Raw genomic sequence first — 14983 nt, 5'->3', positions numbered from 1 at the left:
TTGCCCTCGGGCCGGACGCGGGGTGGAGCAGCCCGGTAGCTCGTCAGGCTCATAACCTGAAGGTCACAGGTTCAAATCCTGTCCCCGCAACCAAATTCCTATTATATATCAAAGACTTCAAAGCCGAGCGTAACGCTCGACTTTTGTCGTTCCATATTCTTGTCAACACCTGGTCAACGTTTTGCGAGCCCCCCATCGACGGGCAACATGATCGCGCAGATCGCGCCAATCATGCCGCCGTCCCGCATGCCGGTTCAAGCCAAGCCCAGATCTCCGCAGTGACCTCCGCGAGCGGCCGTCCTTCGAGAGCCGTGCCCTCAGAGTAGGCCCGCCACTGGGTCATCTTCGCCGGATCGGCCGAGAACTCCTCGGACAGGCCAACAGGGCAGGCAGCTGGAACAATCGTATCGCGTCGAGCGAAGGTTCCTCGGATCGCGGCCGCGAGGTCGCCCGTGGCGATGTCGACGGATTTCGGCAACGTCCACAGATCATACAGGTCCTTCATCCGGCTGTTCGCCAAGCCCAGCGCGACCACGGCCTGGAACTTTTCGGCGATGACCGTTGCCGGTGAATAGGCGCGGATCGATGCGGCAGGAAAGTCCAGCAGGGAGCCATATTCGATCTCGAACTTCGGATCGGCCAAGGCATCGCCGAAGCCGAGGTCCACGGTGATCGGAATGCGCGTGCTCCCGAGATATGCATCGGTCCGGAGCCGCATCCCGCCATATATCTGGTCTTCCCGAATGGCGACGGCCGTAAGGCTGGCAACATCGTAGACCAGCCCATCGCCTCCATCGATGGCGAGGATCTGAGAGAACGCAGTCTTCAGTTCCGCCTCCTCGTCCGAGCCGAACGCCAGGAAGTCGATGTCCCGGGTAAAGCGGCCAGTGTCGGCCGTCCACAAGGTGACGAGCATGCCACCCTTCAAGACGAAGCGTTCGCGATATTCGGAGACCGACAGCCGGTACACCAGTCGTTCGAGTCCGAAGGCCACCAGCACCACATCGAACAGCTGACCTTCAGCACGGGCAAGGTTCAGCAGACGCTGACGCACGGAGGCCGCGATGTCCTTGGGTTGCTTAGCCATTTGACGTCAGGGCCTCCAGATAGGGGCGCATCTGGTTCCACGCCCCGTTCTCGCGCGCGGCCGTCGCGAGCTGGCCCGCCGTAACCTTCCTCGCGCCCAGCGCCGCCTTCATCGCCTCGATAGTAACGGATCGGTCAACCAGCTTCGGGTTCCGGAATGCGTCGGCAATCGTCTTGGCGATGGAATAGACTCGGACCTCCACGTCCCCGATGCGATGGACCTCGGTGCCATTGGTCAGGTAGGGCTCACGGAAGCGCACGATGCGGATGCGCGGGTATTCGATCTTCGGTGCCCAGTCCTTGGCGCCGATGGCGATCCACACGCGCCGTGGCAGCTGGTCGGTCAGCTGATGAAAGGACAGTGCCGATGTCAGGCATATGACGGCCTTGGGTGCGAGTTTGGCGATGTCGATCAGGCCCGCATGCAGGTCTGGCTCGCTATCGGGGAGCTGGTACAGTCCCCGTCCGATCCGTACCACCACGCCATCTTCCACCGCTCGCGCGATGGTGGTTCCGCTCACGCCGATGGACGCCAGCTCCCTTGAACGGGCTGGCGCATGGACTTCCATGTAGTCGATCATACGGGCGCGCTGGCCCTGATCCGGCGCAAGCATCGTTACAAAACCTCAGACTAGATCGCATCTTGTCCTAGGTTTTGTAACATGCGGCTCAGCTTCAAGCAACCTGCGCGGATCCGCCCCCCACAGCGTCATCCTGATCAATCACCGCATAATGTGCGGAGATTAGGCCTACTATTCTCCGCACAGCCGCCCCGCAGCCACTCCTTGCCCTTCGATGAAGCCCGGAACGGATAGCTCCTGGTGCGCGAGAAGCGGCTGATCCTTCACTGGCGGTTCCGCGCGATCACCTCGGCTGCGGAGGACGGATGGTAGCTGGATTCCGACGCGCTGAACCCAGCGGAAAGTTCCGCCTGCAGTTGTTGGAACGCGGCAGCCTCCCGGCTTGCCATGTCGCGCCGGATCAGCTCCTCAACATAGGCGCTGACGGATCGATAGGGCCCGCCGTCGCTCACCCTCAACGACAGGAACTCGTACAGTTCCTCATCGACCTGCAGCGTCACCGTTCTGGGTCGGCCCGTCATCCGTCTCTCCCTAATAGCTGTCAGCGTGGGTTTCGGCGACCGCAAGGCTGCAGACCGCGCCATGTCATCATTGGCATGCCCGCGCTTGATCCCGCAACACGGCATAGTCGCTGAGCATCCGGACTATGACGGCGCCTTCCGGCAATGTTTCGACCTCTTCGGCGGCATGCGCTTGATCTGCTGCGGTGTAATCAACCACTGGCGGGCAGGGCGTCCGGGCGTCAGAACCGCCCGTTGCGCAGCCGGTCAGCCAGAGCATCGCGATCAGGAGGGCGGCGGGCGGCAGCGTCGAGCATCTGGCGGTGGATGGCATCGTTTCTCTCTCGGGCATCAAGCCGTTCAGCGGCGCGCCCGGCGCGTTCACCGGCACGGCGCAGGTTCATTATGAACAGCAGGATCGTGGCTGCTGCGAGGATCAGGCCCAGCGCTTTGCGCGCCGGGCCATGGGTCAGCAGCCAGCCGATCACCGCTGGCCCCGTTTCCAGTCGTCGAGCCGGGCGTGGATCGTGATGGCGATCCCGATCAGCGCGATGGCGATCAGCACCCAGCGCAAGGTGTCGAGGTAGGGCACCAGCGGCTGGATGGTGGACTGGGTTTCTGCGAGGACGTCCTGCAGGACCTCCACCCCTGCGGCGCCGACCGTGGCGACACCCGCAGCGCCGCCACCGCGCAGGGTGCGGCTTTCCGACAGGGCTTCGCGTGCAGGCGGCAGTTCCGGGGCGAAGGAGACCGCTCGCGCCGGGAAGGGATCGCCCCAGGACCGGGCAGGCCCTAGATCGATGTGCATGAACCCGGAGCGGGGATAGTACCCGAAGCCCAGAAACCCAACCGCCCTCGCCCCCGCCTCGAAGGCCGCTGGATCGTGGTTCGCCATGGCGATGTCGAAGGCGGTGCCCTGCATGTGCTTTGATGCCGGAGCGCCACCGACAGCGCGGTTGTGTTCCGGGCTGCGATAGGCGGAGCGGACGATCAGCGGCTTGCCCAGCCGGTCGCGCAAGGCCTGCAGCTTGTCCATGGCCTCGGTGTTGATCTTGATCGCGCCGGTGCCGCGGCAGGCGATTTCGGCGGCCGAGAAGTTCGGCCAGCGCCAGGCCTGTGCGGGCACGTCGCGCCAGTGGGGGTAGGTCAGGGTGGGCATGGGATCCTCCAAATGAAAAACCCGCCTCTGGGGCGGGGGATGTGGTCGTGGTGGTCTGGTCGCTCGGCGGTCAGTCGGATCGACCGCGCTGAAAAGCGTCGAACAGCATGTCCCGCATGGATCGGATGTCCGTCTCGATCCGGTCGAGGCGGTCGCCATCGACCTTGCGATCTTCGCTGCGCTGCTTGTCAGTCCGGTCACGTTCGGTGATGAGTTCCCGGTCGAGGCGATCCAGCAGGGCCTCGTTCGTGAAGGCCTTGCGCGTGATCGCCGCGATCAGGGCCATGGTGCCGCCGATCAGGGCGGTCAGCGCGGCGGTGATCCCGTGGTCCCGAAAGGCCCGCGCGACCGCGTCGGCGAGTGTTGTCTGGTCGTTCATGATGGTCCTTTCGTGGTCCTGCAGTTCAGAAGTCGGTTTCCAGGTAGACCCCGGCACAGTCGTAGGCGACCGCAGCGGCAGTTGCGCCGGTGTTCATGAAGAGCCGGGGCGACAGGAACTGCATCGCGGCGGGCAGGTCGGCGGTGATCTCCTGCTCGAAGATTGCACCGGAGACCTCGTCGACGACGCGCACCCAGACGGATGACCCATTCGGTGGTGCGGCGATGAACATGGTCAGCACACCAGCCGTCGCGATGGCGAAAGACGCACCCATGTCGGTCAGGGTCGGTGAACCGGTGCCGTCGTTTGCGACCAACTGCCAACGGGTGTGCGTCCCGCGCTGGAAGCCGATGCCGATGCAGTTGATGGCTGCGGCCAGCGTCAGGGTGGTCGCCAGCGCTGCGGTAGAACCGTAAAGGCCGAAGAACCCCATCCCGGTCGCCTGCAGGGTCGTCAGCGAAATCCGCGTCACGAAGGTCCATCCGCCGAGGCCCGCCGCATTGCCGCGCCAGCAGGCCCAGCCTGCGGAGCGCTGGTCGGCCACCGAGTCCACGACGGCCGCCGAGGTCAGGCGCCAGCGGCGCATCGAGGCGGCAAGGTTTGTGGCGGCCAGCGTCGGGTGCGACACGGTGCCGACCGAGGTGATGGGCATGCCTTCGGTGGTGATTGTCGTCGTGACCGAGGGCGACCAGGTCGCGATGCGGTTCACTCCGAAATGCGGCTGGAGCGGGAAGTCCCGGCCCGAGGGGCGCATGACATCGATCCAAGGTGCCCCGGCGCGGCTGCGGGCGTAGACCGACGCCTTGCCTGCAGGCGGTGGTGTCGGCGCCGCGCTGAGGCCGGGGAGCACCGTGGGCTGCGGCAGTTCCACTTGGCCGCTGGTGCGGTCGATGCGGATCGCGTCGTAGAAGGCTGATCCGTCCGGGCTGACCTTGAAGCTGAAGTCGTCGTTGCCGAGCAACCCGATCAGCGCGCGGGCGGAGAAGCCGGTCTTGAAGGCGAAGGCCGCATCGTTCCCGGCGGCGGCCTTGTTGACCGTCGCCTCGATCCCGGCGCCCGCGTTGTTCAGTAGCACTGCCGGGGTGTTGACCGACACCCGGTTGTAGCTGTCGGCTGTCGCCCCGCCGAGGCCCAGTCAGGCACTTCTGCTGGCGCAGGTGGCGCAGTTGCAAGGCTATGCCCAGCCCTTCACCGATGGCCGGGCTTTTGGTCCAGCAAACGCGGAGGCATCACAATGACCGCGCCTCTTGTATTCGAGGTTGCGCTGTCGCTTAAGGCGCCGTTCCTGTTTCCGGGGCAGGATGCCGGTCGGTTTGGCTATGATCGGGTCGCGCTGCGCGATCTGGAGGGGCGGGCGATCATTCCGCAAGATCAGATCAAGGGTCTGATCCGGCATGGCCTGACGACCATGGGCCGGGCCGATTTGGTCGCAGAACTTATGGGCAAGGGGTCGGCCGATGCGCGCAAGGATAGCGGCGGGGCCTTCGAGCCAGACAAGGGGCGGATGTTCTTTACTGACCTGCACTGCACGTCCGAGGCTGACACGCGCTCGATCGACTATCACCGGGTGAAGATAGACGATGAAAGCGGGGCTGCCGAACAGGGGCATTTGATGCGTCTCGAGCAGGTCTTTGCACCCGAGTCTGGCGTGACATTCCTCGGCCAGATCACCCTGTTTCCTACCACCGCGACACCAAATGAAAAGACCCTGGGCCACATTCTCGAGGCGGCACTTCAGTGCAAGCGTCACATCGGCGCCATGGCTTCAATCGGCTTTGGTGAAGTCACTGGCTGCACGCTGACACCGGTCGGGGAAACCGAAACCGGATGCAAGCTGCCGGCCAAACCGCACGAGCGGTTTTTATGGCGCTTCCGGCTCGATCGGCCCTATCTGGTGGACGCGATCCGCACCGACAACGGATATATCGGCCAGCTGACAATTCCAGGCGGGGCACTGAAGGGCCTTTTGGCAAGGTGTGCCGCACTACGCGGCGTGTCGCTTGATGCCAAAGACCTTGCCAACACCGTATTCGGCCATGCCTCACAGTATACAGCAAAAGCGCTGCCGCTCTCGGTGGCGTGTGTCCGCGAAAAGGACATCGAAACGTGCCATGATCTGGCGGGAGTGGCGGTGTTTCCCGATGGCGTGACGCTGCAGATTGACTGGAAGACGAGTCACGAGGACGCTTGTGCCAAAGCCTTTGAGGGAAGCCTCGCGCCGCAATCGCGCTACACGGAGCGTGTCCATACTCAGATCGACGCCACCACCGGCGCGGCTAAGGACGAAAACTTATTCTCAACCACGGCCATTGTGCCGGAGGACGCCGATTTCACGGCGATCATCGACACCAGCGCTCTGAGTCCGGAGGGCGCCCGGGCCATTCTAGGCGCGCTTTGCACGCCGATGCTGGGATTGGGGCGGACCGATGCGCGTGTGCTGTCGCGCGCGCTCGTGCCAACGAAGCCGCCCGTTCCGGCGACGGGGAAGGTCGCACTGGTGCTGCAGACCAAGGCTTGGATTGAAGTGGATTCTCTCATGCTGCGCCATGATCCTCTTTCGGCCTATACGCCCGCCTTCAAGGCCTTCTTGTCGAATTCGACGCTATGCGAGGTCCATGCGGCTCAGGAGCTAGTCGGCGATTACATAGCGCGGCAGTTCACGGCCGGAAGCCGCTACATGCCCTGGCTCGTGACCAGCAGCGGCTCGGTCTTCGTTCTCGATGTGAATGAGACAGATCAACAAAGGTTGCAGAAGCTTCTTGGCAAGGGGCTTTGCTCCGAAAGAAGGGGGCATACTGCACTTGACTGGCAAACGTGCCCCTTCGTGGCGGAAAATGGTTACGGCGCATTCATCGTCACATCGGTCGGGAGTTCTCGATGAAATATCTCAGAAGATACCGCCTTGGCTGGAGAGTGCTGACACCTCTGCATGTGGGCGCGGGGCAAACCGGAGTGCATGAGGGCGAAGACGCCTCCGAGGTGGCGTTGATCACCCGCGATCATGCGGGCAAGCCCTGGATCCCGGGTAGTTCGCTCAAGGGGGCGCTGGGGGCGGCCTGCACCAGTGACAAGGTCCGGCTGTTCGGTAAACCGCATGAAAAAGGCTCGGATCAGGCGCGCGGAGCCCTGACCTTCTCCGGGGCGCGATATGTGAAGAAAGCGGGCAGCGACACCAGCATCACAATAGCTCAGACCAGTGTCGCATCGGGCACGGGGGTAGCCGCTGCAAACAAGCTCTATCGGCGCGAATTCGTGCCCGAATGTGTGGAGTTTGTCTCCGAGATCGATGTCGAAACCAGCAGCGAGATGCAACTGAAGGCAGACTGCGCCTCGCTGGAGCTGCTTCTTGCCCTGGCCTCTTCGCCCGAGGGTCTGCAGTTTGGGGCGAACAAGGCTGATGACCTCGGGCGGCTGCGGATCACCAGGATCGACTGTGCTGACAGCCGCTTTGGTCCGACCGGCTGGACAGCCCAGACTTTCACGTCGCACACCATCACCGCTACACCGCCGCAGCAACCCCCTTTGCTCAGCTTGCGCATGGTTTGCCCTGGTCCGTTTATCTCGAAGGGCGGACAGAAGGATAACGATACCTTGCCTCTGATGGATGCGGCTAACAAGCTGCCGCGCATCATGGGGACGGCAGTGTCCGGGGCGTTGCGAAAGCGGGCCGAGTGGCTCTGGGCACTTCATCTGCATCGCGGTGGGCCACTCGAGGTGAAGAGTTGCAAGACTTCGGCTGGGCCGAAAGACCTTGATCCGGTCGAGCGCCTCTTCGGCTATGAAGGGCGTCGCGGACTGTTGCAGGTCGCGCCGCGTAACGTCAAGGTTGGCGGAACTTGTCAAATCCCCGGTGTTGGTCTTGATGCGATGACCGCCGCGCCGCGAGATAAACTTCTGTTCTTCTACCACGCTCATTACGGCGTCACATTCGATCTTTTAATCTCTGCCAGAGCCAGCCTTGATGCGACTGAGGGGGCGCTTTTCGATTTACTCAAGGTCGATCTGGAGGCCAACGGCCTCAAGCTCGGCATGGGCACCACGAAGGGCTTTGGGTGGTTCTGCATCGAGCAAGACCCAATCCTGAGGCACTATTCCGAAAGACAGACGGAATTGTTAAAGCCAAAATCCCAGGCCGATCCCAAAGACATCTATCTCGACGCGGAACTGCCCTCGAACTTTGTGACAATCCCCTACCGTCTAAGTCGGGTCGACCCGAATGTGATCCAGCTCCCGGAAACGCGCGTCGCCGACCGCTTCAAAACGCATGAGCTTCTGTCGTTGCCGATGTCTTCTGCGGCATCAGGGCATATCGATCTGGTGTGGCACGTCGAAACTCCGATTCTGGTCGCCGCGCAAGCGCATGCTCGCACCGACCCACCCACGGATGTGCCCTTTCAGAAGATCGGAGGCACCTTCGCTATCCCCGGTTCGACGATCAAGGGCATGCTTCGCGCGGAACTTGAGCGCAGGGTGAATGCACGCGCCTATAAGATCATCGCGAACCTGCTCGCGATCACCGATGATCCCGCTGCGGAAACACATATCTCGATGCGAAGAAGCAACTCGAGGCCTTCAAGGCACATCTGCCAGAAGTGGGTAAGGACTATTCCCCCGATTTCGCCGAAGCCCTCTTCGGCTTCTTGCGCGAACCTGAGGGCACCAACAAGAGCCGCGACCGGCATGAAGCCTTGCACCTGAAGGCCCGCATTTCTTGTGGCATGGCATGGCTTGTATCGGATTACGACGCCGACAAATCCCGCGATGAGCTATATGTCATCGCCGCAGCCGAACCGCGTCCGATCTCGAAGTTCTACGATCACTTCGGGCGCAAGGCCTATCTTGTTGACAATGCCACTGCCGCTGACGTTGTGGCGCGGCTTAATGCAGCACAACGGCTCCCGGACAAATACTCATCGCTGCTGAAGCTGCTGCACCCGGTGCAAGGGCAAAACCTTCTCTTCGCGCAGCGTATCTACCTGCACAACATGACCGAAGCCGAAATCGGAGCTTTCCTGAGCGTGCTTACGCTGGATTTTACTCTGCGCAACCGCTTCCTCATGGGGCGGGCGCGTGCCTTCAATGCGGGCAAGTGCTTTCCGGCAAAGATCAAAGTGACCCTGATGCCAAACGACGCCGGAGTGCAGTATTCTCCGAGGGGCAGCAGCAAGTGCGACATGCGGATGATCGGGCAATCGGCGGTGCCTTTTTTGACTGCCTTTGCAACATTCATCAACAACGGGGAAGGTGAAACCGGCGCGCCGAGCCCGGCGCAGGCAAGGGCGGCGGGGTTCGCCGCCAAGGAGTTCAAAGCTGCACATGACCCGGTTTTCGGGGACTATCTGCGCAAGCGCTAGCACCTGCATCCGAATAAGATCCATTACCAGCAGACCAGCGATAATGCGAGGAACGGGAATTTCCCGGCTTCAGATCGGCAAAGGGCTTTCGAGGCGAACAACGGCCGTCTGGCTGCCTTGTTGAAAAAGACATGGCGAGATTAGACGATCCAGTAATTCCCCGGCGGCTCGATCGGGGCGGCGTCGCCGTAGGTGCGGGTGCGGGTTTCGCCGCTGGCGCCTACAGCGTAGACGCGCAGGCTGTCGCCGGGGCCAAGTTCGGCCGCGACGCGTTGGGCCACTGCCGCAGCGCGCTGTTCGCTCAGCCGCGCCTCGAAGACTGAATACTGCACCCGCGTCGCCGCGCCTTCGAGGATCTTCGCCACTCGCCGCCGCTTGCGGTCCGCGGAGACGTCATAAGTGAATACCATCAGCATGTCGGCGCGCGGCATGTCAGATCCTTTCGGCTGCGGGGATACAGGTGCAAGTGTGCCGCGAAAGGCGGGCATGGAAAAGCTCTCTGTTCGGGACAGTTGCGGCGCGGCGGTCTCTCCTGCGCCGGCCACAGCTTTGCGGTGGACAGGACGATTTTCGGCTGCCAGTCTGTCTTTCAGGCTGGGCAAACAGCGGGCCAAAGGGCCTTGAAATTGCCAATCAACGTTGGAAATCCTGTCATGGTATTGAAAGACAAAGAAAAAGGAGGTTTGCGACGGCAAAGAACCGGGCTTGAAAGGGCTGTTTCGGAGTATTGGGTCTGTCACGGTTGGAAAGTGGACCGAAAAGCGTTTTTGTGTCATGGGTTTGCAAAGCGTGAGCCCAGACACATCTCCCGCCAGTAAGCGGATTGAGACCTGAAGATCATCGACATCGTCGAGTGCCAGATCATCGCGCCCAGACACATCTCCCGCCAGTAAGCGGATTGAGACCGCCGAGCCGACCCGGAGGTAGTTCGCGTTCAGGCCCAGACACATCTCCCGCCAGTAAGCGGATTGAGACCAGCGTCTCACGGGACATGGAAACAAAAGGCGAGCTGGCCCAGACACATCTCCCGCCAGTAAGCGGATTGAGACTCTGCATCCTGAGCGCGGGCGTGGGTGGCGGTGTCCAAGCACCTCTCCCGCCAGTATGCGCGGTCAGTAATCCTGCACTTGTGGGAGGTAAGCCACCGTTTCGGGGTTCTGGAAATGCCGCGCCAATGCCCGGGCTTCTTCTAACATGATCCGGCGCAGGGCGTGGCGCTTGCCGGTTTGACTCGAGCGGATCACCCGCTCGAGCGCCTCTTCGTAACCCGAAATCAGCGCTCGGCGGCCCAGCGTCAGTATGCGCAGGCCCTCGCCCTGCGGCTCGAACATCTCCTCGCGCAAGCGCCGGCGGTTAAAGAGGCTCACTGCCAGCCCCTCGGACAGGGTGGGGCGAAACACCTCCATCAGGTCATAAACGGCAGCATCGCCGCGCGTTTGCGCCTGATGCAGGACGCCAAAGCCAGGGTGCAGCCCTGCACCGATCAGCGCCGCACGGATGTCACGGGCCAGAAGCGCGGTCAGGTAATTGATCGCAGCGTTGAGCGGGCTGCGGGCCGGGCGTTCGCGGTAAAAGTGCCCCTTGTGCGCGGCGCAAAGGCTGCCAAGCGCGGGCCAGTAGATCGCGGCCGCCCGCCCCTCGTGACCGCGCAGCACATCAAGGCTGGCCATGGGGCCGGCAAGGCCCCGGATCGCGCGGCCAAGGGCGGTGATGGCACGGTCGACCTCTGCCTGTTTGCCGGAGCGGTTGAGCACCGAAAGCCGGGCGCGCTGGTTGCGTTGCCGCGCCGAGACCAGCACTCCGGCCAGCGCCAGCCGCCGTTCCGGGTGCAGCACCAGCGCCGCCTGCGCCAGTTGCAATTCCGCCTCTGCGGTCTGCGGCGAGGTGAGGACGCCCTTCGTCTCGCCGTGACCATTGACAAAGGCAAGCGTGGTGTCGGTGGCCAGCGCGTGACGCCAGACCGGGTCGTCGACCACCGCGCCGGGGCCAAGCTCGATACGGTTCACCCGCGCGGCCGGCAGCGATAGGAGCAGGCTGCCCCCGCCATCCAGCACGGCAGAGCTTTCGGCGCGCAGGCTCAGGCGGCGATCGGGTTCGACGAGGTAAAGCACCCGCGCCGAAGGGTTGTAGCCCGCAGTTGATGCCTGGGCCGTCGTCTCGTCCGACTCGGCCAGTTCGCGCATTACGGCGCTGGCGTTGGGATCGGGCTCGTCGGGGGCGGGCAGCACGAGGGAACGAACGAAGAGCTGGCCCAGGAATTGAAAGCCGCGATCGAAGCCCACCACCCGCGTCTCGCGCGAGACCATGCGCAGCCCGTGACCAGTGACGAAGTCCTCCGCGGGCGCGGGCACCCTCGTTCCCCTCTTCGCTGCGGGCAAGGATGACAAAGTCATCGGGAAAGCGCACGATGCGGGCTGCGCTGCTGTCGAACCGGTCGTCGAGCCCGTCGAAGAAGAGGTTCGAAAGCAGCGGTGAAAGTGGCGAGCCTTGCGCCAGGCCGCGTCCTGGCGTGCCAAGTTGTCCCGCAGCATGGCTTAACCAAAGCCCGACAAGGTCGATCAGCGTCGCCGTGCCCGGATCCTGCCCCAGCGCGGTTTCCAGAGCCTCGATCACCGGGTCATGTGGGATCGTGTCGAAGGCCTTTTCAATATCGGCTTCGACCACCCAAGTGTTGCCCATCCGTCGCAAGGCCGAGATCCGGTCTACCGCCATCGCTACCGATCGGCCGGGCCGGTATCCGTAGCTGTCGGGCGAGAACAGCGGATCGAGCCGGGGCATCAGGGCGGCTGCAACGGCGGTCTGCACCACCCGGTCGGAGACGGCGGGGATGGCCAGACGCCTTGTCCCGCCGTCGGACTTGGCGATTTCGTGCAGGCGCAGCGGGCGCGGAGCGTAGTGGCCGTTGCGCAAGAGCCCCGAAAGCCGGGCGATCGCAGTCGGTCCCTTGGCGGCAAAGGCTGCGATGCTTTGCCCGTCACCGCCCGCACATCCGTTGTTGCTTCGCACCCGTTCGAATGCCAGTGTGAGAGCACGGGGGTCGGAAACTTCGGCAAACAGGCCCGAAAATCGGGATTCATCGTTGGAAATCATGCCATACGTTTGAAGGCTAAGGGAAAAAGTGAGGTGCAAAGATCAGGAAACCAGAAAATTTGGCCCGAGTCGAGTGTGTTGGGATGGCACGGTTGGAAAGCGGACCGAAAAGCGCTTTCGGGACTTGGGTTTGCAAAGGGTAGGCCCAGTCACCTCTCCCGCCAGTAAGCGGATTGAGCCGCAACCAGTAACGAATTTCACACGGGATATCTTCGAGCCCAGACACCTCTCCCGCCAGTAAGCGGATTGAGACTGTTCCTTTCAGCTTGGCGAGGGTGGCGACTAGGCCCAGACATCTCTCCCGCCAATAAGCGGATTGAGACCTGCGCTATCAGCGCGTAAAGGGTGGCGAGCAAGGCCAAGACACATCTCGCGTCGGCGAGAGAGGGGCATTTAGACGTGCGCGATAAGCTTCACCCGGACTGCGCCGATGGTGGTGTCGGCGCCGATATGCAGCGCCTGCGTCAGGGTCAGAAGGTGGCGCAGCAGCGGTGGGGGATTAGAAAATCCGATGTGACCGTCAAAACCTGGGCGGGGGCGCGTGCCGCGCGAGAGTGCACGCCGGGCCCCAGTGACGGCGGGAGGAACGGTGCGCAGCACCTCGGACAACTCGTCCCCGGACAGATCAAGGTTTAGCCCATGCCACTGTGCCATGCCCGTCGCGCGGCGAGTAAAGCCGAGGATCAGCGAGGCGCCATCGAGTTTAAGGCCGGAGTGATCGGCGCGCAGGCGCTGAATGACCGGCGTGAGGGTGCGCAACGCAATCGGCCCGGTGGCGGGCACAGGGGCCACGGCAACGCGCGCGCGGGTAACGGCAGTGATGGTCATTGGCACGCGCCCCGCCCGAGTCAGATCGAGCCCTCCGCGCAGACCGGCAATCAGCGCGGCGCGGAACTCGGCCGCCCAGTCGCAGGCGGCACCAAACAAGCGCAGTGTGATGACAAGATCCGCCCCCGCCGGATCGGCGCGCAGGACGAAGGGTTTGGGCAGTTCGAACCCGGAGTTCAGCGCCCCTTGCGCATTGTGGAACAGGTCATAGGCACAGGGCGGATCATAGGGGCAGGGCTGTCCGGCCAAGGCCTCTGGCGAGGCCGACAACGCCAGCGAATGACCCATGGCGCCACGCACCCGGCCTAGAAGGGCAGGGGATTTCAACACCTCGGCATAGCCCCCGACTGTCACCGACAGGTCTTGGATGACAAGGCGCCGGGCAAAATCCGTGAGCGACACCAACTGCATGAGCTAGTCATTCTATTTGCGTGCCGAAAGATCAATCCCTGCCATCAGCGCCGCGTCGAAAGGTCCCCTGCGTGCGGAGGAGTGCAAAGACCGTTGCGGCGGGTGCAATTACTCTCAGGAAACCGAAAGGAGAAACCCCCAATGACCCGGTCTTCCTTCACAGCGAAGTGGCACATTGTGATACCGTCTCGAGATAATGAAGCTAGGGGATTTTGACATTTCATGGTTAGTCCCAGTAAGCTGCTGGTTAGTTTCGGGGAAGGCTAACTCAAACAGGGCATCTGAGTGCTGATAGGTTGCGGCGGTTGCCCGTCCCCGCAACCAAAATTACATGCGTTATCAGACGCTTAAGTGCCGCCCTTCGGGGCGGCGTTTGCGTTTCCAAATCCCGTGGAAGCACTGTGGAAGCAAGAGGGCGCGTAGTCCCTAATATTGCTTCGTAAATCGCTAAATTAATCTCGCTCGACCCTGCTCGTCCCGTTGAGGTGGATCAGAGAGTGAGCTGATTTTGGCCTTGTAGTCGTTGGCCATAGCCTGATCTTGATGCACAGCAGCATTCGCGGCAGCTGCCTAACCGGGGCGGCGCTACGCTATTTTGCCTAGGTGTTTGATCCCACGGTTTAATGGTGCGATCCTTTCTTTGGAATGGAAGGATGGAAGGATGGCTGGATGGCAGGTTGGCCATCAAGCGGTCACACAGTGCCTGCAGCGCCTCGACCTCCGACTGCGCCCCTTCGCGTTCGGCTCGCCGGGTGCTCATCTCAAGGGCGACCAATTCCCGATGATAGATTCCTTGCTTCCCGATCAATGTGGCATCGCGCAGCTTCCACCAGCGGCGCCGATCGCGTTCGATCCCGACCTCGTCGCCCTGATGCAGGCCGAAATCGCCGCCGGAGAAAAGGCGGTGTCCGCCGCCATGCGCGAGGCGGGCACCTCCCTGAAATCCGCATGGTGCGGCCAGATCACCGGCGCTGGCCTCGGCACCAGGCTGGGAAACTCCATCCGCCTCGCGAGCTTCCCCAAATCCGGCGACAGCCTGAACGCGGCGGCGCTGGTCTGGTCCAATGCGCCGGTGATCATCGGCGCGCATGACACCGGCCCGCTGATCCGCTCGAAGGATGGGTTCTGGCTGGCGATCCCCACCCCGGCCGCCGGGAAAAGCACCAAAGGTGGCCGCATCACCCCCGGAGAATGGGAACGCCGCACAGGATTGCGCTTGCGGTTCATATACCGCCGCCGGGGGCCGAGCCTGCTGGTGGCCGAAGGGCAACTGAACAGCAAGGGACGCGCAGTGGCGTCCCGCGCGAAAACCGGCCGCGGACTGGCGACCGTGCCGATCTTCCTGCTGGTGCCGCAGGTAAAAATCCGAAAGCGGCTGGATCTGGATCTGGATCTGGCGCGGGATGCGGAATAGGCGGTGGACGGCGTCCCAGGGATTATCGTGGCGGGGTGGCGTGCAATGGGGCCATCTCTCTGGCCTTTATTCAGGAACGAAGACGACTAGGTGTTTAGTCCCGGCATCTGATGGATCGGGTTTAGGATGAATCTGTCAGGCTCGGATGTCCAGATCTTGCAGATGTATTCGTATGGGGCGA

General features: G+C 62.7%; 13 protein-coding genes, 1 tRNA gene, 1 pseudogene and 1 CRISPR repeat array. Of the genes and pseudogenes, 6 read left to right on the top strand and 9 right to left on the bottom strand.

The window, feature by feature from the left end:
* The first annotated feature begins 16 nt into the window (after window positions 1-16).
* Window positions 17-93 (top strand) — tRNA-Met (locus J2X53_RS21790).
* Window positions 94-229: 136 nt separating this feature from the next.
* Here the strand turns inward: J2X53_RS21790 and J2X53_RS21785 are convergent.
* The 7 genes and pseudogenes from J2X53_RS21785 to J2X53_RS21755 form a co-directional block, all read right to left on the bottom strand.
* Entirely contained in the window at window positions 230-1087 is an 858-nt protein-coding gene (locus tag J2X53_RS21785) for a nucleotidyl transferase AbiEii/AbiGii toxin family protein (RefSeq protein ID WP_349039598.1), read from the bottom strand.
* The gene (locus J2X53_RS21780; RefSeq protein ID WP_349039597.1) at window positions 1080-1700 is read right to left on the bottom strand and encodes a type IV toxin-antitoxin system AbiEi family antitoxin domain-containing protein; all 621 of its coding nucleotides are present in this window, start codon (window positions 1698-1700) and stop codon (window positions 1080-1082) included. Before J2X53_RS21780 ends, J2X53_RS21785 begins: the two co-directional genes overlap by 8 nt.
* 230 nt (window positions 1701-1930) lie before the next feature.
* Complete coding sequence (locus J2X53_RS21775) at window positions 1931-2188, bottom strand: addiction module antitoxin (RefSeq protein ID WP_349039596.1); 258 nt, start codon at window positions 2186-2188, stop codon at window positions 1931-1933.
* A 221-nt stretch (window positions 2189-2409) separates the two neighbouring features.
* A complete protein-coding gene (locus J2X53_RS21770) occupies window positions 2410-2655 on the bottom strand; it encodes a hypothetical protein (protein WP_349039595.1) in 246 nt (81 codons plus the stop codon).
* On the bottom strand, window positions 2652-3326 hold the full coding sequence (locus tag J2X53_RS21765) for a D-Ala-D-Ala carboxypeptidase family metallohydrolase (RefSeq protein ID WP_349039594.1): 675 nt from the start codon (window positions 3324-3326) through the stop codon (window positions 2652-2654). Before J2X53_RS21765 ends, J2X53_RS21770 begins: the two co-directional genes overlap by 4 nt.
* Window positions 3327-3396: 70 nt before the next feature.
* Entirely contained in the window at window positions 3397-3705 is a 309-nt protein-coding gene (locus J2X53_RS21760; RefSeq protein WP_017998490.1) for a hypothetical protein, read from the bottom strand.
* A 25-nt stretch (window positions 3706-3730) separates the two neighbouring features.
* Window positions 3731-4840 (bottom strand): annotated as a pseudogene (locus J2X53_RS21755) (DUF2793 domain-containing protein); the annotation flags it as partial.
* A 99-nt stretch (window positions 4841-4939) separates the two neighbouring features.
* Here J2X53_RS21755 and J2X53_RS21750 point away from each other — a divergent pair.
* The 3 genes from J2X53_RS21750 to J2X53_RS21740 are packed head-to-tail and all read left to right on the top strand — an operon-like array spanning window position 4940 to window position 9059.
* The gene (locus J2X53_RS21750; RefSeq protein ID WP_349039593.1) at window positions 4940-6586 is read left to right on the top strand and encodes an RAMP superfamily CRISPR-associated protein; all 1647 of its coding nucleotides are present in this window, start codon (window positions 4940-4942) and stop codon (window positions 6584-6586) included.
* Complete coding sequence (locus J2X53_RS21745) at window positions 6583-8403, top strand: RAMP superfamily CRISPR-associated protein (protein ID WP_349039592.1); 1821 nt, start codon at window positions 6583-6585, stop codon at window positions 8401-8403. Before J2X53_RS21750 ends, J2X53_RS21745 begins: the two co-directional genes overlap by 4 nt.
* Entirely contained in the window at window positions 8298-9059 is a 762-nt protein-coding gene (locus tag J2X53_RS21740; protein ID WP_349039591.1) for a hypothetical protein, read from the top strand. Before J2X53_RS21745 ends, J2X53_RS21740 begins: the two co-directional genes overlap by 106 nt.
* Before the next feature lie 140 nt (window positions 9060-9199).
* On the opposite strand, the gene cas2 is transcribed toward J2X53_RS21740, so the two are convergent.
* Window positions 9200-9835, bottom strand: a complete 636-nt coding sequence (gene cas2 / locus J2X53_RS21735) for a CRISPR-associated endonuclease Cas2 (protein ID WP_349039590.1) — start codon at window positions 9833-9835, stop codon at window positions 9200-9202.
* Window positions 9836-9852: 17 nt separating this feature from the next.
* Window positions 9853-10177: a CRISPR direct-repeat array (repeat unit 37 nt; unit sequence GCCCAGACACATCTCCCGCCAGTAAGCGGATTGAGAC).
* 93 nt (window positions 10178-10270) lie between these two features.
* On the opposite strand from cas2, the gene J2X53_RS21730 reads away from it, so the two are divergent.
* Entirely contained in the window at window positions 10271-11086 is an 816-nt protein-coding gene (locus tag J2X53_RS21730; protein WP_349039589.1) for a hypothetical protein, read from the top strand.
* A gap of 1456 nt (window positions 11087-12542) precedes the next feature.
* Here J2X53_RS21730 and J2X53_RS21725 read toward each other — a convergent pair.
* Window positions 12543-13388, bottom strand: coding sequence for a hypothetical protein (locus J2X53_RS21725; RefSeq protein ID WP_349039588.1), 846 nt, complete (start codon window positions 13386-13388; stop codon window positions 12543-12545).
* 871 nt (window positions 13389-14259) lie between these two features.
* Between J2X53_RS21725 and J2X53_RS21720 the strand changes: the two genes are divergently transcribed.
* Entirely contained in the window at window positions 14260-14802 is a 543-nt protein-coding gene (locus J2X53_RS21720) for a DUF6441 family protein (protein ID WP_349039599.1), read from the top strand.
* Window positions 14803-14983 lie beyond the last annotated feature (181 nt).

Origin of the sequence: Pseudotabrizicola sp. 4114, from assembly GCF_031457365.1 — a bacterium.
Classification (GTDB): Bacteria; Pseudomonadota; Alphaproteobacteria; order Rhodobacterales; family Rhodobacteraceae; genus Pseudotabrizicola.
Note: the sequence above shows the minus strand (reverse complement) of the source record. Positions and strands in the feature narration are given on the sequence as shown.

What these genes read in the sequence shown, in the direction of transcription:
- J2X53_RS21760 (WP_017998490.1), bottom strand. Translation starts at nt 3,705, where the DNA reads ATGAACGACCAGACAACACTCGCCGACGCGGTCGCGCGGGCCTTTCGG.
- cas2 (WP_349039590.1), bottom strand. Translation starts at nt 9,835, where the DNA reads ATGACACAAAAACGCTTTTCGGTCCACTTTCCAACCGTGACAGACCCA.
- J2X53_RS21720 (WP_349039599.1), top strand. Translation starts at nt 14,260, where the DNA reads ATGCAGGCCGAAATCGCCGCCGGAGAAAAGGCGGTGTCCGCCGCCATG.
- J2X53_RS21775 (WP_349039596.1), bottom strand. Translation starts at nt 2,188, where the DNA reads ATGACGGGCCGACCCAGAACGGTGACGCTGCAGGTCGATGAGGAACTG.
- J2X53_RS21785 (WP_349039598.1), bottom strand. Translation starts at nt 1,087, where the DNA reads ATGGCTAAGCAACCCAAGGACATCGCGGCCTCCGTGCGTCAGCGTCTG.
- J2X53_RS21780 (WP_349039597.1), bottom strand. Translation starts at nt 1,700, where the DNA reads ATGCTTGCGCCGGATCAGGGCCAGCGCGCCCGTATGATCGACTACATG.
- J2X53_RS21725 (WP_349039588.1), bottom strand. Translation starts at nt 13,388, where the DNA reads ATGCAGTTGGTGTCGCTCACGGATTTTGCCCGGCGCCTTGTCATCCAA.
- J2X53_RS21745 (WP_349039592.1), top strand. Translation starts at nt 6,583, where the DNA reads ATGAAATATCTCAGAAGATACCGCCTTGGCTGGAGAGTGCTGACACCT.
- J2X53_RS21765 (WP_349039594.1), bottom strand. Translation starts at nt 3,326, where the DNA reads ATGCCCACCCTGACCTACCCCCACTGGCGCGACGTGCCCGCACAGGCC.
- J2X53_RS21750 (WP_349039593.1), top strand. Translation starts at nt 4,940, where the DNA reads ATGACCGCGCCTCTTGTATTCGAGGTTGCGCTGTCGCTTAAGGCGCCG.